Genomic DNA, 21,841 nt, shown 5'->3' with positions numbered 1-21,841 from the left:
ATCCTGCAGGTGTCGCGGACGGCCAACGGTTATCCCGCCCCCGCGCCCAGGATCCCTATGGCAACGTTCCTGTTCGTCTCCGCCGACGCCGCGCTGATCACCGACCTCGCGTGGCAGATTCATCAGGAAGGCCACGACGTGAAGTACTACATCGAGGCCGAATCGGACAGAGAGATCGGCGACGGCTTCGTCCCCAAGACTGACGACTGGGAGGCCAAGGTCGACTGGGCGGACGTCGTCGTCTTCGACGACATCTGGGTCGGCACGGACGTGGGAACCGGCGCATTGGCTCGGGACCTCCGCGAGCGCGGGAAAGCTGTCGTCGGTGGCACGCCAAACACCGACCGTCTGGAGGAAGACCGCGGCTACGCGATGGACGTGCTCGAAGTGAACGGCGTCAACACGGTCGAACACCACGTCTTCCGCGACTTCGACGCGGGCATCGCACACGTCGAAGCGAACCCAGCACCGTACGTCATCAAGCCGCTCGGGGAGGTCCAGAACGTCAAGCGCCTGCTGTACGTCGGCAACGAGGACGACGGCAGCGACGTGGCGGAGGTCCTGCGTGCCTACAAGAAGGCGTGGGGCCACCGCATGAAGGGGTTCCAGCTCCAGCGGAAAGTGGAGGGCGTGGAGATCGCCATCTGCGGCTTTTTCGACGGCGAACGGTTCGTCGACCGGGTCAATTTCAACTTCGAGCACAAGAAGCTGTTTCCCGGGAATATCGGCCCCTCGACCGGCGAGATGGGGACTTCGATGTTCTGGGGCGGCCACAATCGGCTGTTCGAGGAGACGCTCGGGCGGCTGGAGGGGTGGCTCGCCGAGGAGGGCTACGTCGGGAGCATCGACCTGAACTGCATCGTCAACGACAGCGGCATATATCCCCTCGAATTCACGCCGCGCTTTGGCTATCCGACCATCGCGCTCCAGGAGGAGTCCTTCGAGTCCGAGACCGGGCAGTTCTTCTATGATCTTGCGCACGGGAACGACCCCGACCTCGACGTACACGGCGGCTACCAGATCGGCGTTCGCGTCGTCCTGCCGCCGTTCCCCTTCGACGACGAGAAGACCTACGACGAGAGTTCGCGCAACGCGGCGGTCGTCTTCGAGACCGAGAGCCGCGAGGGCATCCACCTCGAAGACGCGAAACGCGTCGACGGCCAGTGGCGCGTCGCGGGCGACAACGGGATGCCCCTCGTCGTCACCGGGACAGGCGAGACGATGCAGGCCGCCCGCGAGCAGGCCTACGACCGCATCGGCGACATCGTGATTCCGAACATGTACTACCGGGACGACATCGGCGAGCGCTGGATCGACGGCGACGGCGACCGGTTGCAGGCGTGGGGGTATCTCGGCCCGGCCTGATAGGGCATGGCACATGCGTGTTTCGGTTGCGGCGATTGTCATGTGCCAAACGCCCACCTATGTGTGTGCGGGACGTACTCACGGTCGTCGAATGGACGCACTAACCGAGCGGTCACCGCTTCACGTCTCACGCACTGAACAGGGCGACGACTGGACCGTCGTCGTCGATTACAGTTCGCTGCCGGCCACCGCCGACCACGTGACAGTCGAACTGGTCGGATCAGAGGCCGTCGTCGCCGTCGACGCCCCCGGCCGGCAGACGGAGTTCGACGTCGACCTCCCGAGCGCCGGCGCAGTCGAGTCGCGCCGGAACGGCGTGGTAACGATCGCGAGCGAGGACTGAGCGGGCAGTCGGTCCTGCGGGGTGGACTACGCACCGCCACCGGATCTATCAGGCGTCCGAGGCGACGCCACTCCACAAGGGATTTGAGCGTGATACTGGAATCGTCCAGTGATGACCACCCTTCCCGACCGGGACCAGCGCGACCTGCCGACACTCCGCGGTTCGATACCGCCGCTGCGCGCGTGGCTCAAGACCTTTCTCATCGGCCTCTGTATGGGGAGCGCGGACGGCGTCCCCGGCGTCTCCGGCGGCACCATCGCGCTCATCGCCGGCGTCTACGAGCGCCTCATCGCCGCCATCACGGCGGTCACTCCCGCCCGACTCGTCCGACTCCTTCGGGCGCTAACACCACTGGACGGCGGGTTCGCCCCGCGCCGCGCACTCGCCGAACTGCTCGAAATCGACGTGTGGTTCCTCCTGTCGCTGGTCGCCGGCGTCGGCGTGGCGGTCGTCGTCGTAACACACATCGTCACCGTCGCCAGCCAGAGGACGCCGGCGTTGCTTTTCGGCTTCTTCTTCGGCCTCATCGCCGCCTCCGCGCTCGTCCTGCTACGTGGCCTCTCGATCGAGACGCCGCTCCAGGCCGCGGCGGGCGTCGTCGGGTTCCTCGTCGCGTTCCTGGTGTCAGGTATCTCGACTGGGGGCGACGGCACCGGCGGGAGCCTGCTCATCGTCTTCGTCGCCGGGATGGTCGGCGTCAGCGCGATGATCCTCCCCGGGATCTCCGGGTCGCTGCTGCTCGTCATCCTCGGTCAGTACACCCGGATGACGAGGGCGCTCAGCGAGTTTATCGACGCGCTCATCGCGCTCGCGACGGGCGGCTCGGCCGACGACGTGACTGCGACGGCCGTTCCCGTCGTGACCTTCATCGTGGGCGGGCTGGTCGGCCTGTTCACCATCGCTCGCGCGGTCCGTCGCGCGCTGGACTACAACCGCCAGGCGACCCTCGCCTTCCTCGTGGCGCTCGTCGTCGGCGCACTGCGCGCGCCGGTCGTCAAAGTCGGAGAAGAGGTCGGCTTCTCGACGGACGTGCTCGTCGCGTTCGCCGCCGCCGCGGTGGTCGGCGCGGTCATCCTACTCGCGCTGGACTGGTACGCCGTCGACCTCGACCTCGACAAGGTCTGATCTCTCAGAAGCCCCAGGCGCGGCGGTACTGGGGCGGACCGTCGATCTCGTCGGTCGCATCGAGTTCCCTCGCCGCGGTCAGCGTGAAGTACGGGTCCCGGAGGTGTTCGCGGCCGACGATGGCCAGGTCTGCGCGGTCGTTCGCGACGACGGCCTCGGCCTGCTGGGGCGTCGTGATGCCGCCGACCGCACCGACGGCGATGTCCGAGTCGGTCTCCTCGCGGATGCGCTCGGCGTAGCGCAGCTGGTAGTTCGGCCCGGCGGACTCCGGTCGCGACTCTGGGTGGATGCCGCCGCCGCTCACGTCGATCAGGTCCGCACCGACCTCGGCCAGCCGGTCGGCCAGCCGCACGGAGTCGTCGACGGTCCAGGACTCCCGGTCGGGGAGCCAGTCCGTCGCGGAGATGCGGACGAACACCGGTTTCTCGTCGGGCCAGACCTCGCGGACGGCGGCCGTCACCTCGCGGACCAGCCGCGTCCGGCCCTCGAAGCCGCCGCCGTAGTCGTCCTCGCGGCTGTTCGTCACGGGCGAGAGGAACTCGTGGAGCAGGTAGCCGTGGGCGGCGTGGACCTCCGCGACCTCGAAGCCGGCGTCGAGCGCGCGCTCGGCGGCCGCGCGGAAGGCGTCGATGACGCCCTCGATCCCGTCCTGATCGAGGCGCTCCGTCGGCGGGGCCTCGCCGTCTTCGTAGGGCCACGGGTCGTCGGTCGGCGCGGCGACCTCCCAGCCGCCCTCGTCGGGCTGGAGCGGTTCGTGGCCCTCCCAGGGCCGCGACGTGGCGGCCTTTCGGCCGGCGTGGGCGAGCTGGATGGCCGGGACGCTCCCCTGCGCCCGGACGAACTCGGTGATCGGTTCGAGCGCCGCCGCGTGCTCGTCGCTCCAGATGCCGAGGTCCTCCGGCGAGATGCGCCCGCGGGGTTCGACGGCCGTCGCCTCGCTCATCACCAGCCCCGCGCCGCCGACGGCCCGCGAGCCGAGGTGGACGCGGTGCCAGTCGGTCGCGAGGCCGTCGCGGTCCGCACAGGAGTACTGACACATGGGAGAGACCATCACGCGGTTCGGAATCGTCGTCTCGCGGAGTTCGAGCGGCGAGAACAGTTCCGTCATCGACGAGGGTTGGCCGGGCAGACGGAAAACCGCAGTGGCGACTGCAGACCGCGCCGGAATCGAAGGACGGAGGTGTGACGGGCCCCGGAAGTCAGCGCCAGACGGCGCTCCCGACCCGCGTCTCCGAGAGGTCGAAGTCGAAGCGGTCGGTCCAGAGCAGCCCCGCGCCCAGCAGCGCCGCCAGCCCCACCGGGATCCAGTTCGCGTAGAACAGATTGACGCCGCCCCACAGCAGGACGAAGCTCACGAGGTCGTCGAGCATGAACTCACAGGAGGCGAGGCGGCGGCGCAGGCCCGTCCGGTCGAAGCCCAGGTCGAACAGCAGGACGGCGACCGACCCCGACAGCAGCCAGCCCGCGTAGTTCTGCCACGGGACGCCGTAGAACTGCGCGTCCTGGTACGCCCAGAACCCGATGGCGACCGCGCCGGGGTCCAGCACGAGGTCGACGAGCACGACCGTCGCGAGCGTCGCGAGCAGGCGCAGCGGCGTCGACTCCGCCCGGTTCCCGAGCAACAGCAGGACGAGCAGGTAGGCGTTGAGCACCAGCGGGAAGAAAAAGACCGGGAGCCCGAGCGGGACCTCGCCGAACAGCATCGGTCCGAGGTCGACGCCGTAGGCGAACTCGCCGTAGGGCCACCCCGTTCGGACGCCGAGCAGTTCGATACCGTAGGAGTACGCCGCGAGCGCGACCAGCGCCAGGCCCGCCCGGCGGTCGACGAGCGGGAAGACGCCGGCGACCAGCGGCAGCCGCATCACGAGCGTCCCGAACAGGACGAAGTAGGGGTTAAAGGCGAGCGGGTCGGGCAGCAGTCCCTCGGCGCTGGCGAGCAGCGTGACCGCGCCGACCAGCGGGAACACGACGGCGATGGTAAAGCGGTTCTCGGTGACGAACCGGTCGAGCCGAGCGGTCGTCTCCCGACGGGACTCCGGGACCGCCCACTCCAGCGAGACGCCGTCGCGCTCGCTACCCATACAGCATCACCCACAGCGCGATGAGCGTGAACGCTGTCCCGACGGCGGTGTTGATAGCCGGATACCACCAGTACGCCTCGTCGATATCGACGCCGACCGCGAGGATGCCGAAGACGAGCGCGGGGTAGACGAGCAACAGCGCGCCGAACACCCAGTGCGTGAGCGTGAACACGAAGGCGGCGAGCAGCCAGCAGGCCACGCAGTAGTAGTAGGTGTTGGACTCCCCGAGGAACGTCGCCGTCGTCCGGATGCCGGCCTCCCGGTCGGGTTCGATGTCGGGGATGGCCGAGAAGGTGTGCATTCCCATCGCCCAGAGCCACGCGCCGGCGACTGCCGATGCCGGCGGGGCGACTCCCTCGACGGCGGCGTAGGCGACGACGCCCGGCAGGACGTACAGCCCGTTCGACAGCGAGTCGAGGAGCGGCGTCGTCTTGAACCGCAGCGGCGGGGCGGAGTACTCCACCGAGAGGGCGAGCCACCCGAGCAGGGCCGCCACGCCCAGCGGAGGAAGGGCGAGGGCGAAGGGGAGCGCGGCGAGCCCGCAGGCGGCGACGACCCACGCGACGGCCCCATCGCCGCGGTAGCTGACCTCGCGGCCCTCGTCTTTCTTCGGGTTGTGTTCGTCCACGTCGGCGTCGTAGATGTCGTTGACGCCGTAGAGGAAGACGTTCGCGGGCAGCGTGAAGTACAGGAACAGCGCGACGGCCAGCGGCGAGAACAGTTCGGCGGGCCCGTTGGCCGCGTAGCTGACGCCGACGATGACCGGGCCGCCGAGGTAGAGCCAGAAGCGCGGCCGCGAGAGTCGCAGGAGGTACCCGACCAGCGACTCCTCCGGCGGGACGACGGCCGCGAGCCGGTCGGTCGGGAGTTCGGGCATCTCAGGCGAAGTCCTCGACGAGCGCTTTCGCGGTGTGCTCGCCGCTGATGAGGCACATCGGGACGCCGATGCCGGGCGTCGTGAACGACCCGGTGAAGTAGAGGCCGTCGACGGCCGACGAGCGGTTGTTCGGCCGGAGGAGCGCGGTCTGGCGGAGCGTGTGGGCCAGTCCGAGCGCGGTCCCCTCGGTCGCGTTGTACCGCTCGCCGAAGTCCGAGACGGCGAACTGCTTCTCGTAGACGATGCGGTCGCGCAGGTCGACGCCCGCGTGCTCGGCGATGTCGGCGAGGATCTTCTCGCGGTACTCCTCGCGGATCGCGTCCTCGTCGTGCAGGCCCGGGGCGATGGGCACGAGGACGAACAGGTTCGAGTGGCCCTCGGGCGCGACGCGCTCGTCGGTCTTCGACGGGACACAGAGGTAGTACGCCGGGTCGTCGGGCCACTGGGGGTCCTCGAAGATGTCGTCGAAGTGCGGTTCCCAGTCGGTGGGCAGGACGAGCGTGTGGTGGGCCAGCGGTTCCACGTCGCCTTCGACGCCGAGGTACATGAGGAACGCCGAGGGCGCGTACGTGCGCTCGTCCCAGTACTCGTCGTCGTACTGGCGCTCGTGGTCGGGCAGGAGTTCCCGCTCGGCGTGGGCGTAGTCGGCGTTGACGACGACGGCGTCGGGATGGGACACGTCGCCGTGGACCGTCTCGACCAGGAACCCCTCCTTCCGGCGGGCGATCTCCGCGACCTCGGCGTCGGTCTCGTAGGTGACGCCCAGTTCCTCGCCGAGTTCGACGAGGCCGTCGACGACCGCGCCCAGGCCGCCGTCGGGGTAGTACACGCCGAGGTTGAAGTCGACGTGGCTCATCATGTTGTACAGCGCGGGCGTCGTCTTGGGCGAGCCACCGAGGAAGACCAGCGTGTACTGCATGATCTGCTGGAGCTTCGGGTGCTCGAAGTACTCCTCGACGTGGCCCTGCATCGACCCGATCAACTGGAGCCCGACCGGCGCGGCCGTCAGCACGTCGAGGTCGACCCAGTCCCGCGGCCGCGAGCGGTCCTCGTAGACGAACTTCTCCATCGCCGTCTCGTAGTGGCGCTCGCTCGTGGCGAGGTACTCCTCGAAGGCCTCGCCAGCGCCCGGCTCGTAGTCCTCGAACTTCTCGCGCATCTCGTCGTTGTTGCCAGTCACGTCGAGGCTGTCCCCGTCCTTGAAGAAGATTCGGTAGTGGGGATCCAGGCGCTGGAGGGCGTAGTAGTCGCTCGGCTCGCGGCCGAAGTACGCGAAGAAGCGCTCGAACACGTCGGGCATCAGGTACCACGAGGGCCCCATGTCGAAACGGAATCCCTCGGCCTCCAGCCGGGAGGCGCGCCCGCCGAGCTGGTCGTTCTTCTCCAGCAGCGAGACGTCGGCGTCCGCGTCCGCGAGGTAGCACGCGGCGGAGAGTCCGCCGATGCCGCCGCCGACGACCGTCACGTCTTCTCCGGACAGGTCGCTCATTACCGATAAAAGAGGGTCGGAGTGCCAATAAATGGGCGGCCAAACTGAATCGGTGTGCGGCGGGCCAGCACGCGGCGGGCGCTGTGGCGTCGGGGTAATCGCCTTGTTCCTGGCCCGAGAACTCCCAGTATGGCCGACACGATGGACGGCGCGACGGTGGTCGTCACCGGGGCGAGCAGGGGAATCGGCGAGCAGATCGCACACGCGGTGGCCGCCGGCGGGGCACACGCAGTCATCTGTGCACGCGACGCCGACGCCCTCGACGCGGTCGCGGCCGACATCCGCGAGGCGGGCGGGTCCGTGACCGCCGTGCGGACGGACGTTCGCGACGAGTTCGACGTGGAGCGACTGGTCGAACTCGCGACGCGCGAGGGCGGCGGCGCTATCGACTTCGTGGTCGCGAACGCCGGCGTCTACCACGGCGAACCGGGCGAGACCCCGCTCTCGGAGGAGACCTACGCCGCCTTCGACGACCACCTCCGGACGAACGCCCGGGGCGTGTTCGCGACGGTACGCGAGGCGCTCCCCCACCTCGCCGACGACGCGCGCATCGTCGTCCCGACCGGGGTGGTGGCCCGCGAGGGCTATCCGGGCTACGGCTCCTACGCCGTCTCGAAGGCCGCCGCCGAGGCCGTCGCCCGCGGGTTCGCGGCGGAACTTGACGTTCCGGTCGGCGCTGTCGACCCCGGACAGGTCGAGACCGAGCTCTCGGGCGACGGCGGCCGCGAACCCGAAGAGGTTGCCGAGATGGTACTCTGGGCGCTGCGTGACGCCGACCCCGCGGCGCTCGACGGCGGCGTCCTCGACTGGGGCGACTACCGACAGCGATGAGCGAACGATAGCGGGACGCGACGGCGTTAGTACCCGTCACATCCCGAAGGCAGCATCCGGGGCGACGACGGTGAGGGCGAGGAGTACCAGCAAGAGGACGATGGCAGTGACACGCAACGCCCCGGCGGCCCGTCGATGGTCGGCGGGGAGTGACTCTGCGGCCCCCGACAGGGCGAATCCGACCGCCATCACGAGGAGGTAAGGTGGCGCGGCCTCGGACAGGAGGGCGTAGTAGAGGTATCCACTCGACATAACGAGCGCGCCGCCGAGCATCACGACCGTTATCGGCCTGCCGGACGGTTCGCTGAACACGCTGTCGCTGAGTCTGGAGGGCATCGAGTCCACGTGCCGCCCGGAGCGACAAATAACTCGGCCACCGCGACGACAGGGCTGGCGATGTCACGTGGGCGACCGTGAGGACGCCTGCAGGCGCGTTCGGACGGTGTGCGAACTGACGCCCCGCGTCGTCACAGGACCGAAACGGGGCGGCGACCCCCCATCGACGGATTTATTAACAACTATCTTCTGATAATATCTGATGACTATTAATTCAGAATCCGTCTTTAATAATGGTGGGCGCGTGTCGCTCGTCGGCGTCGCGAGTGTCGTCGGCCTGGTCGTGCTGTCGGGCGTCGCGGCCACCGGGGGCGCGCAGAAAGTGCTGGTCATCTCCTGGGTCGCCTTCGCGGCGATGGCGGCCGGAGCGTGGCTCGGCGCGCGTGCCGACGAGACGAATCCCTATCGGCTGGTCTGGGGGTACGGGCTGGCGAGCGGCGCGATGGTGACCTCGGCGGCGATGTTCCTCGTCCCGCAGGCGATGGGACTGGGCGGGCAGGCCGGCGCGGCCCGCATCGGCGGGGTCGGCATCGCGGCGGGCATCGTCATCGGCTACGGGACCCACACCATCGGCCACAGGCTGACCCACCTCGATACCTCCTTCGACATGACGACGACCGCCATCGCCGCCCACGCGCTCTCGGCGGGGCTGGTCATCGGACTCGTCTACGCCTCGATGCCCGAACTCGGGATCCTGCTCGGGCTCGCCATCGTCTCGCACAAGGGACCCGCCGGCTACGCCGCCGCCCGGCGCCTGAGCCGCAGCGGCAAGTCCGCCACCGCCCTGCTGCTCCCCGCGACGGGCGTCGGCCTGACGGCCATCCCCTCCGCCCTCCTGCCGGTCCCCGAGTCAGCGGTCCTCAACGCCGTTATCTTCGGCTTCGCGGCCGGCATCTTCCTCCACGTCGCGATGGACTTCCTGCCGAACTGCGAGGCGGGCAGCGAAATCGACGAGGTCTGCTCGCTCCACGAGCACTCCCACGACCTGCTCGACGAACTGCGTACCCACGCGGTCGGTTCGACCGTCATCGGGGCGGCCGCCGTCGTGGTCGCCTGGGTCGCTATCTGAGGGTCGCGGCGTCGACTGTCCTTCCGCCTACCGATTCGTCAGCGACGAGAGGGCCCGATATCCGCCGCCGTAGCTGAGCGCGTATGCGAGTGTCATCGCCGCCGCGGTCAACACTCCGGCCGCGAGCAACTGGGTGTACGGGTCCGGCGGGGTGAGCACCGCCGAGAGCGGGAGGACGAACGCGAGCGCGACCAGCGCCGTGACCGCGAACTGCGTTCGAATCGAGAGAGCCATGTGTCGAGATGACGCCGCAGGAACAAGTAACGTCGTACCCGGTCACACGGCCGCAGTGCATCCGGAACGTGTCCGCCAAACGGCGGTACGACTGCGCAAATCGACGACTCTGCTGCTCGGGAGCCGCTCGAGCTGAACGGCGAAGGAACTATTATCAGCGGGGTGAAAGAAATGAGACATGAGCGCAGATAATCAGGACACGAGGGAGGCGCTCGGCTTTTCTTTTCGCCGCCTCGTCCTCCTTGTATTCATCCTGATAGCCTCGAGAGGAGCGATTGAGTTGATTTCCAGCGAAAACCGGCTGGCTGGGGTCGGGGTTGTCATACTCGTCGGTCTAATCGCCGGTTGGCTCGTTCTCCGGTACGAAGCTTCTCATAGCGAGGAGTAACGCCCCCGTTGTCACCACAGCAGACCCGTCTCTTTCAAGAGTGAGTCAGCGTCGGGCGCTTCACTGAGCACCCCAGAGTCACTTTTCGAGGCGGTCTCGCTGCTCGTCGGGCGGTTCGAACGGGTGGTCCCGTCCGTCGAAGTCGTAGACCGTCTCCGGCACGTCCTCGCTGTCCGATCGAGGCGCGTCGTCTGCGGCGTCCGGCTGTCTCGACCGGTCAGCGGCGTCCGATCGGGTCGGCACGTGCCACTCCGCCGCGTCGTCCTCGTCGACGATGACGTAGTACGTGCTCGCCTCCCAGCAGAGGAACAGGACGAAGAACGCGGGCGTGAGAAAGAACGCCCCCTCGAACAGCGACAGGTGCGAACGGAGGACGACGTACGCAGTGACACCAGCGAGACCCACGGCACAGGCCCCGAAGACGAGCGTCCGGAGATCGGCTCGTCTCACTGGTACCCCTCCCGATCCCACCGACGGGCGAGTTCGACCTTCCGCTCGGGCGGGTAGAACTCGTATTCGGGGGCGAGCGATTCGACGTACTGTAACCGTCGGAGGAGCCCCATTCTCGTCGTGTTCTGAATGCCGAGCCCCGGTGAGGCGTTGACCTCGAACACCTGCGGGACGCCGTCGCTGTCGATTGCGATGTCGACCCCAGCGTATCCCAGTCCCGACGCGCCCGCCGCCCGGACGGCGACGTCCAGCACGTCGTCCCAGACCGGTATCTGAAACGTCGTGAGGTCGGTCCCGGTGTCCGGGTGGGTCGTCAGCCAGCGGTGGTGGGTCTGCTGGTAGGCACCCAGTGGCGTCCCGTCCGCGATAGACAGGCCGACGCCGACAGCGCCCTTGTGGAGATTTGCCTGGTCGCCGGACTCGGCTGTCGGGAGGCGAACCATCGACATCAGCGGGTACCCCTTGAACACGAGGACGCGGATGTCGGCCACGCCGCCCGAGCTCCGGGCCTCGAAAAACGGGTGTTGCTCGATGCGTTCCTCGACGATCACCGTCCCGTCGCCTCGCAGCCCAGAGTACTGTCCCTGGATGATCCGGCGGGCGTGCCGGAGGAGTTCGTTCGCGGTCCGGTCTCCCTTGCCAGTCCGGTACGCGTCACCGTCACGGTCCCGGACGACGACGATTCCCTCCCCGCCGGAGGCGCTGTCCGGTTTGAGGACGAACTGGTCGTGGGTCTCGATCGCGTGGCGAACGTCGTCGAGGGCCGCCTCTTCCTCGGCAATCGCGAAGGCGACCGGCGTCGGGATACCGATGGCGAGGAACCGGCGCTTCGCCTCCACCTTGTTGGCGCTGTTGCGGAGATGACCGGGGTTGTACTTCCTGATGTACCGATTCCTGACGTTCATCGTCAGGGCCGTGCCGACGTGGAGACGCTGGTGATCGCCCCGGAGACGGGCGAGCAGGTTCGTGCTGGCGACCTGGAGGCGTCTCCAGAGTCCGGCGAGCGTGCCGCCGTAGTGGACGCTAAATCGGTAGTACTCCTTGAGTCGGACCCGGGTTGTCGCGCCCAGCACGATGCTCAGCGTCACCACCGCGACCCACGCTTCCGGCGTTCCCAGGAACCACTCGATGAAGGCGCGCGCCGAGATAACGGCGTACGCGACCGTGATCGTCACCAGCGTCCAGAGCAACTGAATCGACGGGACCGACCAGCCCCGCTCCTCGACGTCGGTCGCGAACCGCTCGGCGTACCACGCCGTGAGGATCGCCGGGAAGAACACGCGGATCGTCCCGGAGAGTCGCGGTAGCAGCCCGATATCACCGAGTACGAGAAACGAGGCGACAGCGATAGAAACGACGGCCATGATCGTTCCAACTCGATGTGCCGTCCCGATAGTAAACGGCTCGAGGATGTAGTAGACGCCAAGCGAGATGACGAAGATGTTGAGGAACAGTGCCATTCCCCAGAGCAGTCCGGTCGAGACGAAAACGAACGAGATCACGGCGGGCGCGAACAGCCCGTACGTCTTGATCCCGAACTCGTTGCGAAACGTCGCGATCAGAATCCCGGCGATAGCCAGCTGGAAGAACGTTTCGTACCGGGAGAGTGCGGCCGAGAGCGAGCCGGTCAACACCCGGAGGACCCAGCCGAGCAAGAGCAGCGTCAACAGCAGCGTGACCAGCAGATAATAACGCCGGAAACGGTCGTCGAAGACAGTCGTTATCGTTCGTAGCGCCTGCACGGCCATTATCACCCAGCTTAGATCAGAGTAGGTATTAGGTGTTCTGCAGCGATACTCAATATCGATACTGTCGGGTGCGAAATGAGGGCTCGATTATCCGTGTTCACGTCGAGATAAGACTGTTTTACGTATCAGATAGCATCGTGTACTGACTAGCGGTTCGGGAGCGTGCCGGGAGGGAGCCCGGGAAAACGGGATCGAGTCGTGTTTCGACGTTGAGGTGCCCGAGCAGTGACACCGGATACCGGTTCGTCACTGGGATCGGACCCGGCACCCATCCCCGGGCGACTGAGCGAGAAGTACTAGCATCCAACACAACTACAACTGGTCTCGTTCAACGGCCTGTATGGGAACCGGGGACCCGCCACCGCTCGGAACCAACATCGAGGGCGAGGAGCCGGACGTCGAACCGACCGTCGAGACCGACGAGGCGACGTACACCGACGACGCCGAACTCGAACGGACCATCGGGCTGTCGGGCGGACTCGCCATCGGCGTCGGGACGATGATCGGTGCGGGGATCTTTGTCTTCCCCGGGTTGGCCGCGGGACAGGCAGGACCGGCCGCCGCGGGGTCGTTCGCTCTGGGAGGCGTCGTCGCGCTGCTGGTCGCCCTGCCGACCTCGGAACTGGCGACGGCCATGCCGAAAAGCGGCGGCGGCTACTACTTCATCTCGCGGGGCCTGGGGACGCTCCCGGGCGCCGTCGTCGGCCTGTCGCTCTGGTTCGGGCTGGTGTTCGCGACGGCGTTTTACCTCGTTGGATTCGGCTACTACGCCATCGACACGCTTGCCGTGCTCGGACTCTCCCTCGGCGGGCAGTACGTCGTGCCGATCGCGCTGGTCTTCGGAGCGGGCTTCACCCTGCTGAACGTGACCGGGACCGAGAACGCCGCGAAACTGCAAAACGGCGTCGTCGCGCTCTTGCTGTCGATCCTCGCAGTCGTGTTGCTCTGGGGCGTGCTGAACGCCGTCGGTCTCGTCGGCCAGCCCAGCACCCCGGAGCGGTTCATGCCGTTCGGGCCGTTCCCGGTGCTGACGACGGCGGCGCTGGTGTTCACCTCCTATCTCGGGTTCGCCCAGGTCGCGACGGTCGCGGGGGAGATGAAGCGTCCGGGGCGGAACCTCCCGCTGGCGATGACGGGGTCGGTGCTCGTCGTCACGACGCTGTACGTCGTGACCATATTCGTCGCCACCAGCGCGTTCGAGAGCGCGCGCCTCGCGAGCCTCGGCGAGACCGCGATGGTCGACGTTGGCCGCCACTACCTCGGCAGCGCCGGCGCGCTAGCCATCGTCGTCGGCGGGCTGCTGGCGACCATGTCGAGCGCGAACGCGTCGATCCTGAGCACGTCGCGCGCCATCTACGCGGTGTCGAAGGACGCGCTGTTGCCGCGGTGGGCGAGCCGCATCAATCTGAAGTACGGGACCCCGCACGTGGCGCTCGGGATGGCGGGCGGGCCGGTGCTCGTCCTCGTCGCCACCGGGCGGGTCGAGGTGCTGGCGGAGGTGGCGTCGTTCCTCCACCTCGTCCTCTACGGGCTCATGTGCGTCGCGCTCGTCGTGCTCCGCCGCGACGAACCCGAGTGGTACGACCCCGACTTCCGGACGCCGGGCTACCCCGTCGTTCCGGTGCTGGGCGCGATCGCGAGCTTCGCGCTCATCGGCTTCATGCGACCGCTCTCGCAGGCCATCGGCGTCGGAATCATGCTCGTGACGGCCGGCTGGTACGCTTATTACGCCCGCGACGTTAGCCTGAAGGGGGCTCTCTAGTGACTCGCGTCGTCGTCCCGGTCGCGGTGCTCGCAAACGAGGCGGTCTCGTTCGGGCTGATGAACCTCCTCGGAACGATGGACGTGACAGTGCTCGGCTACCACGTCTTGCCCGAGCAGACGCCGCCCGACCAGGCGCGCCTCCAGTACGAGGACCGGGCGAACGAGGCGCTCGAAGACATCACCGAGGAGTTCCGCGAGGCCGGCGGCGCGGCGGACTACCGCCTCGTCTTCACCGGCGACCGCGCGAAGTCGATCCGGCGGGTGGCCGACGAGGTCGAGGCGCGAGCGTTCGCCATCACCGGCGCGACCGGGACGGTCGACCGCCTGCTCGTCTCGCTCTCCGGCGACGTCTCGGCGGATCGGATCCTCGACTTCGTGATCGAACTCGTCGACGACCGCGAGATCGGCGTGACGCTGCTGCGGGTCGCCGGGGACGAGGAATCCACGTCGCTCACCGACGCACAGGCGCGACTGGCTGACGCCGGGATCGACGTGAGAACGGTGCTGGCGGCGGATGCGAGCCCGCTCGACGCGCTGCTCGCGGCCGTCCCGGATCACGATGCCATCGTGATGGGCGAGCAAGCGCCGTCGCTCCAGTCGTTCCTCCTCGGCGACGTCACCGACCGCGTCGCGGCGGGGTCGGTTGGCCCCGTGCTCGTCGTGCGACAGCCAGCATCGAAGGAAGAATAACTCAGACTACCGGCGGAGCGCCAGAGCTAATTTATCCTCGAATTAGAACCAGCTTCCGTAGTCTCGCTACTTCCACTGGCAACACCTGTTGCTTCGGCTCTTCTGGGTGCGCTTTCCATCCGATTTATGTCCACGTAATATGGTGAAAGTTGGTCAACGTGACATGAATAATCAATACTTTCCGATGATACGACGAATCCTACTTCCGCGAATAACGCTGTGCCCAGATGTTCCCACTCCTCGCTCTGCTCCAGTGTTGTTTGTTCTTGGGTACTTTGGGCAGCAACCGTACTGACACCGGTAAATGCTAGGGAACCGGCTGAAGCTTTCAAAGCTGTTCGTCGAGTTATCCGGTCTTGACTGCTATTTCTCTCGGTCTTGACTATATCTAAGCCACCGTCCCATCAGATGACATGTCTTACTATAGTAAAATAATACCATTGCATGATAATCAAATTATAAAAACTCAATTATTTATATATCGTCATTCAAAACAAAGTTTGTTAATAATGATGATGTAATCCCGATCAATAACACAAACATAAACATTGGGGCAAGTGGGTCTGTGGAACTATAAACTAAATATAAATAAATAGGTGTCATAGGGAATATAACAAATAATAATGCGTAAATGTAGCTAGATACTCCCGAATGCTTATTCATCGGATATCCGGAAAATGCAATTATACCTCCAATTATTGTCATAATCATAAGTCCAATACTTACTAAAATTAAACTGAAAAAGTTTAATGGACTAGTCCAAGGTGCCCAAAAAGGGGGAACTAGGGCTGCCATCCCACCGTAAGAGAACAATATAATGACCATACCAAGTTTACTTCTCAGCTCCATATCCTGACTGGATACTGAATAGTTATAAAATTTGATATATTTCCTCGCGGTCGTCCTACTCCTCTAACAACTGCTCCGCCAGGATCGGGACGAACCTTCGCGATCCACCTTTTTCGAGGAGGAACGACGACACGACCCTCCTCGAAAAATCTGGACCAAAAAACGCCCGCTCGCTTCGCTCGCGTCCTACTCCTCCAGCAACTGCTCCGCCAGAATCGGGACGAACGTGCCGATGTCCGTGACCATCCCGACGGCCTGCGCGGAGCCGCGGTCGAGCAGTTGCGTGACCGTCGCGGGATTGATGTCGACGCAGACGACGCGGGTCGTCGACGGGAGGCAGTTCCCGACGGCGACCGAGTGCAGCAGCGTCGAGAGCATCAGCACCATGTCGGCCTCGTGGGCCTGCTCGCGGATGGCGTTCTGGGCCTCGACGGCGTCGGTGATGGTGTCGGGCAGCGGGCCGTCGTCGCGGATGGATCCGGCCAGCACGAACGGGCGGTCGTTGTCGACGCACTCGTACATGACGCCGGACTCGATAGTCCCCGATTCGACGGCCTCGGCGATGCCGCCCTCGCGGATGACCTCGCTGATGGTGTAGATGTGGTGCTTGTGGCCGTGGCGGGGGTGGTCCAGGCTCTCCGTGTCCATGCCGAGCGACGTGCCGTAGATGTCGCGCTCGATGTCGTGGACGGCGAAGCCGTTTCCGGCAGACAGCATGTCGACGTAGCCCTCGCGAACGAGTCGGGCGAGGTCCTCGCGCGCGCCGGAGTGGATGAGCGCCGGGCCGCAGACGGCGAGCACCTTGCCGCCCTCCTTTTTCGTCTCGCGGATGGCGTTGGCTATCTTGCGGATGGTCGACTCGGACGGGCGTTCCGAGGAGACGCCCCCTTGCATGAAGCCGAACGCACCGCCGGAGTCGCGCGGACGCTCCGGGGGCTGGACCTTGATCCCGGTCTCGTCGGTGACGACCATGTCGCCCGCTTCGATGGCGTTCAGGACCTTGGTGTAGGCGCGCGGGCCGTCCGCTCCCTCGCCGTCCTCCACGACGACCGCACAGTCCATCTCCATGTCTTCGACCTCGATCCATTCGCCCTCGTAACGGATGTACGTGGGGTGGTTCGTCGTCGAGTAGAAGCCGTGCGGGACGACCTGGTCGTCGGGCGCGGGGACGAGCGTGGCGTCTTTCGGGTCCGAGGGGTTGACCCCGTGCTGGTGGAGTTCGTGGATGATCGACTGCAACTGGTCCGTGTCGTCGGCTTCGACGAGCAATCGGGCGTAGGACTCCTCGTCCTTGTGGCGGCCGATGTCGAACTCTTCGACGGAGAAGGAGCCACCCATGTCCATGATGATGCCAAAGCAGGACTGCATCATCCCGGAGTCGATGATGTGGCCCTCCAGTTCGACTTCGCGAGAGACGGTCATGGCCGAGACATGGGGGCAGGTGTGTAAGACGGTTTTGGGTCCCCGGCGGGTGGTCGGGCCGCCGAGTCAGACCGACTACCGACCGTCGACGTGCCGGCCGACCGACCACGACAGCGCGGGGTCGCTGGCACGAAGTCGCTCGAAGAACCGCCGGAGACCGTCGGACTCGGTCGTCGGGAGGACGTGCAGGCGGACCGTGCCGTCTCTGACGGCGACGCGGAACACGTCGGCCGTCTCCTCGTCGCGGACCAGCCACAGCGGCATCGGCAGGTCGTGGAAGTCGCCGTAGCGATACGGCCCGTCCGCGAGAATGTCGACGACGGTGTCGGCCAGTTCCGGGGTCGCCCGCTCCGTATCGGGCGTGAGTCGGAACTCCGTCCCGCCCTCGTACTCGACCCCGCTCCCGTGGGGGAAGCGCCGCTGTGGGTGGGCGGGGATGGTGAACGAGGGGTCCGTCGTCATCTGAGAAGTGGTTGGGCGCGATACAAGTTAAATTCGCGGGCGGTTTGGACCCCGTAGTGGCGTTTATCCGCGAGCGCCCCCTCCCTCCGGGTATGTGTGGCCGATACAGCCTGTTCGCCCCGCCGGCCGACATCGAGGAGCGCTTCGCCGCCGCGTTCGACTTCGAGTTCGCGCCGCGGTACAACGCCGCCCCGAGTCAGGCCCTCCCGGTCATCGCGAGCGAGGAGCCCGAGACCATCCAGCGGATGGAGTGGGGCCTCGTCCCGTCCTGGGCCGAGTCCCGGTCGGACCACGGCTACATCAACGCCCGCGCCGAGACGCTGGCCGAGAAGCGGTCCTTCGCCGAGGCCTACGAGTCGCAGCGGTGTCTGGTCCCGGCCGACGGCTTCTACGAGTGGGTCGAGGAGAGCGGGGGCAAACAGCCCTACCGCGTGGCGCTGCCCGACGACGACCTGTTCGCGATGGCGGGCCTGTACGAGCGCTGGGAGCCGCCGAAGCGCCAGACCGGACTCGGCGAGTTCGGCGCGAGCGGGGCCGGCGACGGGCAGGACGACGTGATCGAGTCGTTCACCGTCGTCACCACCGAGCCGAACGAGACCGTTTCAGCCCTCCATCACCGGATGGCCGTCGTTCTCGCACCGGACGAGGAGGCGCTGTGGCTCCGCGGGAGCGTCGACGAGGTGCAGTCGCTGCTCGACCCCTACGACGGCCCGATGCGGGCCTATCCGGTGTCGACGTCGGTCAACGACCCCAGCAACGACTCGCCGGAACTCCTCGAAGAAGTCGGAACGTGAGCGGACGCCTCACTCGCTCGCGGCGTGCTGGCGTTTGAAGTGGTACACCATCTTCCAGAGCGCGTCCTCGTCGGCCTGACTGCCGGCGGCGGCTCGCAGTTGGCGGTACAGCCCTTCGGAGACCGTTATCTCGGGCATCACCGAAAAAGTGGTATCGAGAATACATAAACTTCTGGAGACTCGGTATCGAGTGAAACATTCGGCCCGCAGTTTTCGGGGTGTGGAGTTACGGCGGGCACTCCGCAACTCTCGGGCGTATGCAGACCCTCGCAGAGCGAGACGGTGCTGTGGCGTCCAGTGTAACGGATCTCATCGGCGACACGCCGCTGGTCTGTCTCGACGTCTTCGCTGACAATCTCTACGGAAAGGTCGAGGCCGCGAACCCCTACTCGGTCAAGGACCGCATCGCGCTGTACATGGTCGAGGCGGCCGCCGAGTCCGGAGCGCTCCCCGACGGCGGGACCGTGGTCGAGGCGACCAGCGGTAACACCGGCATCGGCCTCGCCGCCGTCAGCGCCGCGCGGGGGTACGACTGCGTGCTGACCATGCCCGAGTCGATGAGCGAGGAGCGCCGCCGCCTGCTCGCGGCCCTCGGCGCGGACCTCGAACTCACGCCGGCCGACGACGGCATGAGCGGCGCGATCGAGCGGGCGAACGAACTGGCGAGCGCCCCCGACGCGGTGCGTGCGCGCCAGTTCGAGAACGAGGCCAACCCGCGCGCCCACCGCGAGACGACCGGCCCCGAGATCTGGCGCGACACCGACGGCGACGTGGACGCGGTCGTCGCCGGCGTCGGGACCGGCGGCACCATCACCGGCATCACCGAGTACGTCGAAGAGGAGGTCGGGGCCGACCTCACCTCGGTCGCCGTCGAACCGGAGTCCTCGAAGCTCCTCTCCGCCGACGATCCGGACAGCCACGAGATACAGGGCATCGGCCCGGGCTTCGTCCCCGACATCCTCCGGACGGAACTCGTCGACGAGGTCCGCACGGCGAGCAAGGACGAGGCCGTCGCGGCCGCCCGTCGACTCGCGAGCGAGGCGGGACTCATGGTCGGCATCTCGTCGGGCGCGGCGCTGCACGCGGCCGCCGACTACGCCCGCGAGAACCCCGACGAGACGGTGGTGGTCGTCCTGCCGGACACCGGCGAGCGCTACCTCTCGACGGACCTCTGGGACGGCGACTGAGCCGGCCTCACCGGACGAACTCGTGCGGGTCCGTGTCCTCGGTCAGCACCCGCCCGTCATCCGCCTTCTCGAACGCTTCGCCGGCCAGCAGAAGGTACAGCGAGCAGCCGGTCGAGAGGAGGACGCCCGCGAGCGGGACCGCCAACGTGGTGCCCGCCAACAGTGGGAGAAGCTGAACGACGGCGATCCCGCCGAACGCGACGACGCCGACCCAGCGGCTCCACGGTTTCCGGAGCGCGAGCCCCACGCCGGCGGGGATCAGGAGCAGTCCCAGCACAGTCCGACTCCCCGCGAGAACGAGTGCGCCCGCCGCTCCGAGCGACGAGACGAGACCCAGGACCCCCGAGAGCACGTGGACGGCACCGAGGCCGAGCGCGAGCGCCGCGACGGCGTACAGGCCCACCTCGCCGTGATCGTCGACCATAGTACGAAACTAATCGGCTGAAATAAATGCTTTCTGTGGCGACGCCCGCCCGCAGCGCGCTTACTGGACGCGGCCGAACGCCAGCGTCCCGCTGATGCTCTCGATGTAAGCGGTGACGACCTGTCCCTCCCGCGCGCCGGAGACGAAGATGGTGTACTTGCCCTTCTCGGCGACGCCGTCGCCCTCGCGGCCGGTGCCGGTGATCTTGACCTCGTAGGTCTCGCCCTCTTCGAGCGTCGGGCGGTTCTGCTGGGTGTTGGTCCGCGCGCCCTTCTCGACCGGGCGGAACGCCCCGCAGGCCTGACAGCGGAGCATGTCGACGCCGTCCTCGGTCTTGAGGACGGTGTCGGGCAGGCCACACTCCGAACAGGTGACGTACTCGGCCACGTAGGCGTCGATGGCCGCCTGGAAGTCCGCGGTGTCGAACGACCCGTTGTAGCGGGCCTCGCCGCCGTCGAACTGGCCGTTCGTCCCGAACTCGCGCTGGATGGCGCGGTGGAGGTGCTGGGCGTCGCGGGAGACGGCGTCCGCGATGGCTTCGAGGTTCGTCAGCCGCGTGAACGCCCCGTCGGTCTGACCCTCGGGGTCAGGAATCGACAGTCGGTCGCCCGATTCCCGGGGCTGGTCTGGCAACACGTCGTACGCTCGCTGAAGCGCTGCGTCGTAGTTCATACGTCTTCGACGGCGCTGGCACGTAAATGGATTCCGTCACGACCACACAACTTTCACGGCCAGTGACATTATTAGGCTGACAAACGAACAGGGACGCATGGAGCCCACAGAGGACCCCGGCGAGGTGAGCGAGGGAACGGTGCTGTCCCCGGACCGTCTCGACGGACTACTGCGGGCGTTCTCGGCCGAACCCCGACGGATGGTCGTCACCTACCTCTCACAGCACGACTCGGCTTCGGTAGAGGAACTCACAGACGTGGTCGTCGGCTGGTCACAGACGAGCGACCGGGCGGTCGGCTCCGACGAGAGCTGGCTCCAGACCTATTCGAACCTCTATCACCGCCACCTGCCCGCACTCGACGACGCGGGACTGGTCGAGTTCGACCCGGCGACGGAGACGGTATCACTGGAGGCGCTCTCGGAGCCTGCGTCTGAACTCCATTCGACGATTACGAAGTTGGCCCGCACCGGTCGCGAAGATGACGGGTGAACGCCGATGACGGTGCGAGAGTTGCTCGACCGGTTCGAGCGGACCGGCCTGCAGCTGACGGTGTACGGCCCGGAGCCGGACGCGACGGTCACCGAACGGCTGTCGTCGGAGCACATCGCCGTCGACTGGAAGGAGCTCCCCACTGCGTCGTCGGAGGCCTTCGTCGTCATCCGCGACCAGAGTGGGTTCGCCGGAGTAGTCCCACTCGACGACCTGCGGACGTTCCTGTCGGACCCGCCGACGCTCGGACGGCCGGGGGATCGGTCGGCGGTCGACGAGAGCATCCAGCAGATCCTGGAAACACTCACGAACGTTCCCATCTCGGCGCTGCGACGGCCGCAGCTGCTCGCCACGGCCCAGGAATTCGAGGATCGGGCCTATCGCGTGGGCCACGGAACGCTCCGAGTGAGCTTTCAGTCGCTGTCGCGATTCCGCGCGCAGTTCGAGCGCTACCAGCACCTCGCCGACGACACGGCGCTCGACATCCACGTCTACGGACACGGGGACTGGTATCCGCCGTCGATTCCCGGCGTGACGGTCCACGCCGTCTCCGACGACGAGATCGAACGCCTGTGGCTCCTCGCCTTCGACGGCGGTGGCGACGACGACCACAAGTGCGGACTCGTCGCCGAAGACCTGGGTGACGACCGCTTCCGCGGGTTCTGGACGTACGACGCAGCGGTGGTCGACGAGGTCATGGCCGAACTGGCCGCCGTCGACGGCTGAGGGCTGTTCTCGCGACGTGACGCGC

26 protein-coding genes are annotated in these 21,841 nt (G+C 66.6%); 12 read left to right on the top strand and 14 right to left on the bottom strand.

Features of this window, described 5'->3' with window-relative positions:
- Positions 1-57: 57 nt before the first annotated feature.
- The 3 genes from ACOZ4I_RS04040 (at position 58) to ACOZ4I_RS04030 (ending at position 2,833) form a co-directional block, all read left to right on the top strand.
- Positions 58-1,365, top strand: coding sequence for a phosphoribosylamine--glycine ligase (locus ACOZ4I_RS04040; protein WP_424003285.1), 1,308 nt, complete (start codon positions 58-60; stop codon positions 1,363-1,365).
- A 91-nt stretch (positions 1,366-1,456) separates the two neighbouring features.
- Entirely contained in the window at positions 1,457-1,708 is a 252-nt protein-coding gene (locus ACOZ4I_RS04035; protein ID WP_424003283.1) for a DUF7127 family protein, read from the top strand.
- A 111-nt stretch (positions 1,709-1,819) separates the two neighbouring features.
- A complete protein-coding gene (locus ACOZ4I_RS04030) occupies positions 1,820-2,833 on the top strand; it encodes a DUF368 domain-containing protein (protein WP_424003281.1) in 1,014 nt (337 codons plus the stop codon).
- 4 nt (positions 2,834-2,837) lie between these two features.
- Here the strand turns inward: ACOZ4I_RS04030 and ACOZ4I_RS04025 are convergent, their stop codons facing one another.
- The 4 genes from ACOZ4I_RS04025 to crtD all read right to left on the bottom strand — a co-directional run bounded on the left by ACOZ4I_RS04025 (position 2,838) and on the right by crtD (position 7,280).
- Positions 2,838-3,941, bottom strand: a complete 1,104-nt coding sequence (locus ACOZ4I_RS04025; protein WP_424003279.1) for an NADH:flavin oxidoreductase/NADH oxidase — start codon at positions 3,939-3,941, stop codon at positions 2,838-2,840.
- Positions 3,942-4,032: 91 nt separating this feature from the next.
- Positions 4,033-4,914, bottom strand: a complete 882-nt coding sequence (gene cruF / locus ACOZ4I_RS04020; protein WP_424003277.1) for a bisanhydrobacterioruberin hydratase — start codon at positions 4,912-4,914, stop codon at positions 4,033-4,035.
- Positions 4,907-5,791 (bottom strand): prenyltransferase, encoded by an 885-nt coding sequence (locus ACOZ4I_RS04015; protein ID WP_424003275.1) that lies wholly within the window; start codon positions 5,789-5,791, stop codon positions 4,907-4,909. The genes cruF and ACOZ4I_RS04015 overlap by 8 nt, the downstream gene beginning before the upstream one ends.
- A 1-nt stretch (position 5,792) precedes the next feature.
- Positions 5,793-7,280, bottom strand: coding sequence for a carotenoid 3,4-desaturase (crtD, locus tag ACOZ4I_RS04010; RefSeq protein ID WP_424003273.1), 1,488 nt, complete (start codon positions 7,278-7,280; stop codon positions 5,793-5,795).
- Between the two features lie 129 nt (positions 7,281-7,409).
- On the opposite strand from crtD, the gene ACOZ4I_RS04005 reads away from it, so the two are divergent.
- The gene (locus tag ACOZ4I_RS04005; RefSeq protein ID WP_424003271.1) at positions 7,410-8,111 is read left to right on the top strand and encodes an SDR family NAD(P)-dependent oxidoreductase; all 702 of its coding nucleotides are present in this window, start codon (positions 7,410-7,412) and stop codon (positions 8,109-8,111) included.
- A gap of 36 nt (positions 8,112-8,147) precedes the next feature.
- Here ACOZ4I_RS04005 and ACOZ4I_RS04000 read toward each other — a convergent pair whose 3' ends face one another.
- Positions 8,148-8,447, bottom strand: a complete 300-nt coding sequence (locus tag ACOZ4I_RS04000; protein WP_424003269.1) for a hypothetical protein — start codon at positions 8,445-8,447, stop codon at positions 8,148-8,150.
- 202 nt (positions 8,448-8,649) lie between these two features.
- Here ACOZ4I_RS04000 and ACOZ4I_RS03995 point away from each other — a divergent pair, with 202 nt between their 5' ends.
- The gene (locus ACOZ4I_RS03995) at positions 8,650-9,516 is read left to right on the top strand and encodes a ZIP family metal transporter (RefSeq protein WP_424003267.1); all 867 of its coding nucleotides are present in this window, start codon (positions 8,650-8,652) and stop codon (positions 9,514-9,516) included.
- 27 nt (positions 9,517-9,543) lie between these two features.
- On the opposite strand, the gene ACOZ4I_RS03990 is transcribed toward ACOZ4I_RS03995, so the two are convergent.
- On the bottom strand, positions 9,544-9,750 hold the full coding sequence (locus ACOZ4I_RS03990) for a DUF7534 family protein (protein WP_424003265.1): 207 nt from the start codon (positions 9,748-9,750) through the stop codon (positions 9,544-9,546).
- A 178-nt stretch (positions 9,751-9,928) separates the two neighbouring features.
- On the opposite strand from ACOZ4I_RS03990, the gene ACOZ4I_RS03985 reads away from it, so the two are divergent.
- Positions 9,929-10,138 (top strand): hypothetical protein, encoded by a 210-nt coding sequence (locus ACOZ4I_RS03985; protein ID WP_424003263.1) that lies wholly within the window; start codon positions 9,929-9,931, stop codon positions 10,136-10,138.
- A gap of 78 nt (positions 10,139-10,216) precedes the next feature.
- Here ACOZ4I_RS03985 and ACOZ4I_RS03980 read toward each other — a convergent pair whose 3' ends face one another.
- Entirely contained in the window at positions 10,217-10,588 is a 372-nt protein-coding gene (locus ACOZ4I_RS03980) for a hypothetical protein (RefSeq protein WP_424003261.1), read from the bottom strand.
- The gene (locus ACOZ4I_RS03975; RefSeq protein WP_424003259.1) at positions 10,585-12,336 is read right to left on the bottom strand and encodes a sugar-transfer associated ATP-grasp domain-containing protein; all 1,752 of its coding nucleotides are present in this window, start codon (positions 12,334-12,336) and stop codon (positions 10,585-10,587) included. The genes ACOZ4I_RS03980 and ACOZ4I_RS03975 overlap by 4 nt, the downstream gene beginning before the upstream one ends.
- Positions 12,337-12,676: 340 nt before the next feature.
- Here ACOZ4I_RS03975 and ACOZ4I_RS03970 point away from each other — a divergent pair, with 340 nt between their 5' ends.
- Positions 12,677-14,098, top strand: a complete 1,422-nt coding sequence (locus ACOZ4I_RS03970) for an APC family permease (protein ID WP_424003257.1) — start codon at positions 12,677-12,679, stop codon at positions 14,096-14,098.
- A complete protein-coding gene (locus ACOZ4I_RS03965) occupies positions 14,098-14,790 on the top strand; it encodes a universal stress protein (RefSeq protein ID WP_424003255.1) in 693 nt (230 codons plus the stop codon). The genes ACOZ4I_RS03970 and ACOZ4I_RS03965 overlap by 1 nt, the downstream gene beginning before the upstream one ends.
- A 474-nt stretch (positions 14,791-15,264) precedes the next feature.
- Here the strand turns inward: ACOZ4I_RS03965 and ACOZ4I_RS03960 are convergent, their stop codons facing one another.
- The 3 genes from ACOZ4I_RS03960 to ACOZ4I_RS03950 form a co-directional block, all read right to left on the bottom strand.
- Complete coding sequence (locus ACOZ4I_RS03960; protein ID WP_424003253.1) at positions 15,265-15,639, bottom strand: hypothetical protein; 375 nt, start codon at positions 15,637-15,639, stop codon at positions 15,265-15,267.
- Between the two features lie 186 nt (positions 15,640-15,825).
- The gene (locus ACOZ4I_RS03955; RefSeq protein WP_424003251.1) at positions 15,826-17,061 is read right to left on the bottom strand and encodes a TIGR00300 family protein; all 1,236 of its coding nucleotides are present in this window, start codon (positions 17,059-17,061) and stop codon (positions 15,826-15,828) included.
- Positions 17,062-17,136: 75 nt separating this feature from the next.
- A complete protein-coding gene (locus ACOZ4I_RS03950; RefSeq protein ID WP_424003249.1) occupies positions 17,137-17,523 on the bottom strand; it encodes a hypothetical protein in 387 nt (128 codons plus the stop codon).
- 92 nt (positions 17,524-17,615) lie between these two features.
- Here ACOZ4I_RS03950 and ACOZ4I_RS03945 point away from each other — a divergent pair, with 92 nt between their 5' ends.
- Positions 17,616-18,317: an SOS response-associated peptidase gene (locus tag ACOZ4I_RS03945; protein ID WP_424003247.1), complete on the top strand. Its 702-nt coding sequence runs from the start codon at positions 17,616-17,618 to the stop codon at positions 18,315-18,317.
- Positions 18,318-18,326: 9 nt separating this feature from the next.
- On the opposite strand, the gene ACOZ4I_RS03940 is transcribed toward ACOZ4I_RS03945, so the two are convergent.
- Complete coding sequence (locus ACOZ4I_RS03940; RefSeq protein ID WP_424003245.1) at positions 18,327-18,455, bottom strand: hypothetical protein; 129 nt, start codon at positions 18,453-18,455, stop codon at positions 18,327-18,329.
- Positions 18,456-18,574: 119 nt separating this feature from the next.
- Between ACOZ4I_RS03940 and cysK the strand changes: the two genes are divergently transcribed.
- Positions 18,575-19,504 carry a cysteine synthase A gene (gene cysK, locus ACOZ4I_RS03935; protein WP_424003243.1) on the top strand — a complete coding sequence of 310 codons (930 nt, stop codon included), beginning with the start codon at positions 18,575-18,577 and terminating at the stop codon, positions 19,502-19,504.
- A gap of 7 nt (positions 19,505-19,511) precedes the next feature.
- Here cysK and ACOZ4I_RS03930 read toward each other — a convergent pair whose 3' ends face one another.
- Both ACOZ4I_RS03930 and ACOZ4I_RS03925 read right to left on the bottom strand, forming a co-directional pair.
- Positions 19,512-19,928, bottom strand: a complete 417-nt coding sequence (locus ACOZ4I_RS03930; protein WP_424003241.1) for a hypothetical protein — start codon at positions 19,926-19,928, stop codon at positions 19,512-19,514.
- A gap of 60 nt (positions 19,929-19,988) precedes the next feature.
- Positions 19,989-20,600 (bottom strand): translation initiation factor IF-2 subunit beta, encoded by a 612-nt coding sequence (locus ACOZ4I_RS03925; protein ID WP_424003239.1) that lies wholly within the window; start codon positions 20,598-20,600, stop codon positions 19,989-19,991.
- Between the two features lie 97 nt (positions 20,601-20,697).
- Here ACOZ4I_RS03925 and ACOZ4I_RS03920 point away from each other — a divergent pair, with 97 nt between their 5' ends.
- Both ACOZ4I_RS03920 and ACOZ4I_RS03915 read left to right on the top strand, forming a co-directional pair.
- Positions 20,698-21,090: a DUF7344 domain-containing protein gene (locus ACOZ4I_RS03920; protein WP_424003237.1), complete on the top strand. Its 393-nt coding sequence runs from the start codon at positions 20,698-20,700 to the stop codon at positions 21,088-21,090.
- A gap of 6 nt (positions 21,091-21,096) precedes the next feature.
- On the top strand, positions 21,097-21,816 hold the full coding sequence (locus ACOZ4I_RS03915; protein ID WP_424003235.1) for a DICT sensory domain-containing protein: 720 nt from the start codon (positions 21,097-21,099) through the stop codon (positions 21,814-21,816).
- Positions 21,817-21,841: the final 25 nt, after the last annotated feature.

Source organism: Haloarcula salina, assembly GCF_049603855.1.
In the GTDB taxonomy this organism is placed as follows: domain Archaea; phylum Halobacteriota; class Halobacteria; order Halobacteriales; family Haloarculaceae; genus Haloarcula; species Haloarcula salina_A.
Note: the sequence above shows the minus strand (reverse complement) of the source record. Positions and strands in the feature narration are given on the sequence as shown.

Excerpts from the sequence above, each read along its gene's own strand:
- ACOZ4I_RS03940 (WP_424003245.1), bottom strand. The coding sequence starts at position 18,455 with ATGCCCGAGATAACGGTCTCCGAAGGGCTGTACCGCCAACTGCGAGCC.
- ACOZ4I_RS03975 (WP_424003259.1), bottom strand. The coding sequence starts at position 12,336 with ATGGCCGTGCAGGCGCTACGAACGATAACGACTGTCTTCGACGACCGT.
- ACOZ4I_RS04005 (WP_424003271.1), top strand. The coding sequence starts at position 7,410 with ATGGCCGACACGATGGACGGCGCGACGGTGGTCGTCACCGGGGCGAGC.
- ACOZ4I_RS03985 (WP_424003263.1), top strand. The coding sequence starts at position 9,929 with ATGAGCGCAGATAATCAGGACACGAGGGAGGCGCTCGGCTTTTCTTTT.
- ACOZ4I_RS04030 (WP_424003281.1), top strand. The coding sequence starts at position 1,820 with ATGACCACCCTTCCCGACCGGGACCAGCGCGACCTGCCGACACTCCGC.
- ACOZ4I_RS04015 (WP_424003275.1), bottom strand. The coding sequence starts at position 5,791 with ATGCCCGAACTCCCGACCGACCGGCTCGCGGCCGTCGTCCCGCCGGAG.
- ACOZ4I_RS03925 (WP_424003239.1), bottom strand. The coding sequence starts at position 20,600 with ATGAACTACGACGCAGCGCTTCAGCGAGCGTACGACGTGTTGCCAGAC.
- ACOZ4I_RS03990 (WP_424003265.1), bottom strand. The coding sequence starts at position 9,750 with ATGGCTCTCTCGATTCGAACGCAGTTCGCGGTCACGGCGCTGGTCGCG.
- ACOZ4I_RS03960 (WP_424003253.1), bottom strand. The coding sequence starts at position 15,639 with ATGGAGCTGAGAAGTAAACTTGGTATGGTCATTATATTGTTCTCTTAC.
- ACOZ4I_RS04040 (WP_424003285.1), top strand. The coding sequence starts at position 58 with ATGGCAACGTTCCTGTTCGTCTCCGCCGACGCCGCGCTGATCACCGAC.
- ACOZ4I_RS04000 (WP_424003269.1), bottom strand. The coding sequence starts at position 8,447 with ATGCCCTCCAGACTCAGCGACAGCGTGTTCAGCGAACCGTCCGGCAGG.
- cysK (WP_424003243.1), top strand. The coding sequence starts at position 18,575 with ATGCAGACCCTCGCAGAGCGAGACGGTGCTGTGGCGTCCAGTGTAACG.
- ACOZ4I_RS03945 (WP_424003247.1), top strand. The coding sequence starts at position 17,616 with ATGTGTGGCCGATACAGCCTGTTCGCCCCGCCGGCCGACATCGAGGAG.
- ACOZ4I_RS03920 (WP_424003237.1), top strand. The coding sequence starts at position 20,698 with ATGGAGCCCACAGAGGACCCCGGCGAGGTGAGCGAGGGAACGGTGCTG.
- crtD (WP_424003273.1), bottom strand. The coding sequence starts at position 7,280 with ATGAGCGACCTGTCCGGAGAAGACGTGACGGTCGTCGGCGGCGGCATC.
- ACOZ4I_RS03955 (WP_424003251.1), bottom strand. The coding sequence starts at position 17,061 with ATGACCGTCTCTCGCGAAGTCGAACTGGAGGGCCACATCATCGACTCC.
- ACOZ4I_RS03930 (WP_424003241.1), bottom strand. The coding sequence starts at position 19,928 with ATGGTCGACGATCACGGCGAGGTGGGCCTGTACGCCGTCGCGGCGCTC.
- ACOZ4I_RS03950 (WP_424003249.1), bottom strand. The coding sequence starts at position 17,523 with ATGACGACGGACCCCTCGTTCACCATCCCCGCCCACCCACAGCGGCGC.
- ACOZ4I_RS03995 (WP_424003267.1), top strand. The coding sequence starts at position 8,650 with ATGACTATTAATTCAGAATCCGTCTTTAATAATGGTGGGCGCGTGTCG.
- cruF (WP_424003277.1), bottom strand. The coding sequence starts at position 4,914 with ATGGGTAGCGAGCGCGACGGCGTCTCGCTGGAGTGGGCGGTCCCGGAG.
- ACOZ4I_RS03970 (WP_424003257.1), top strand. The coding sequence starts at position 12,677 with ATGGGAACCGGGGACCCGCCACCGCTCGGAACCAACATCGAGGGCGAG.
- ACOZ4I_RS04035 (WP_424003283.1), top strand. The coding sequence starts at position 1,457 with ATGGACGCACTAACCGAGCGGTCACCGCTTCACGTCTCACGCACTGAA.
- ACOZ4I_RS04025 (WP_424003279.1), bottom strand. The coding sequence starts at position 3,941 with ATGACGGAACTGTTCTCGCCGCTCGAACTCCGCGAGACGACGATTCCG.
- ACOZ4I_RS03915 (WP_424003235.1), top strand. The coding sequence starts at position 21,097 with ATGACGGTGCGAGAGTTGCTCGACCGGTTCGAGCGGACCGGCCTGCAG.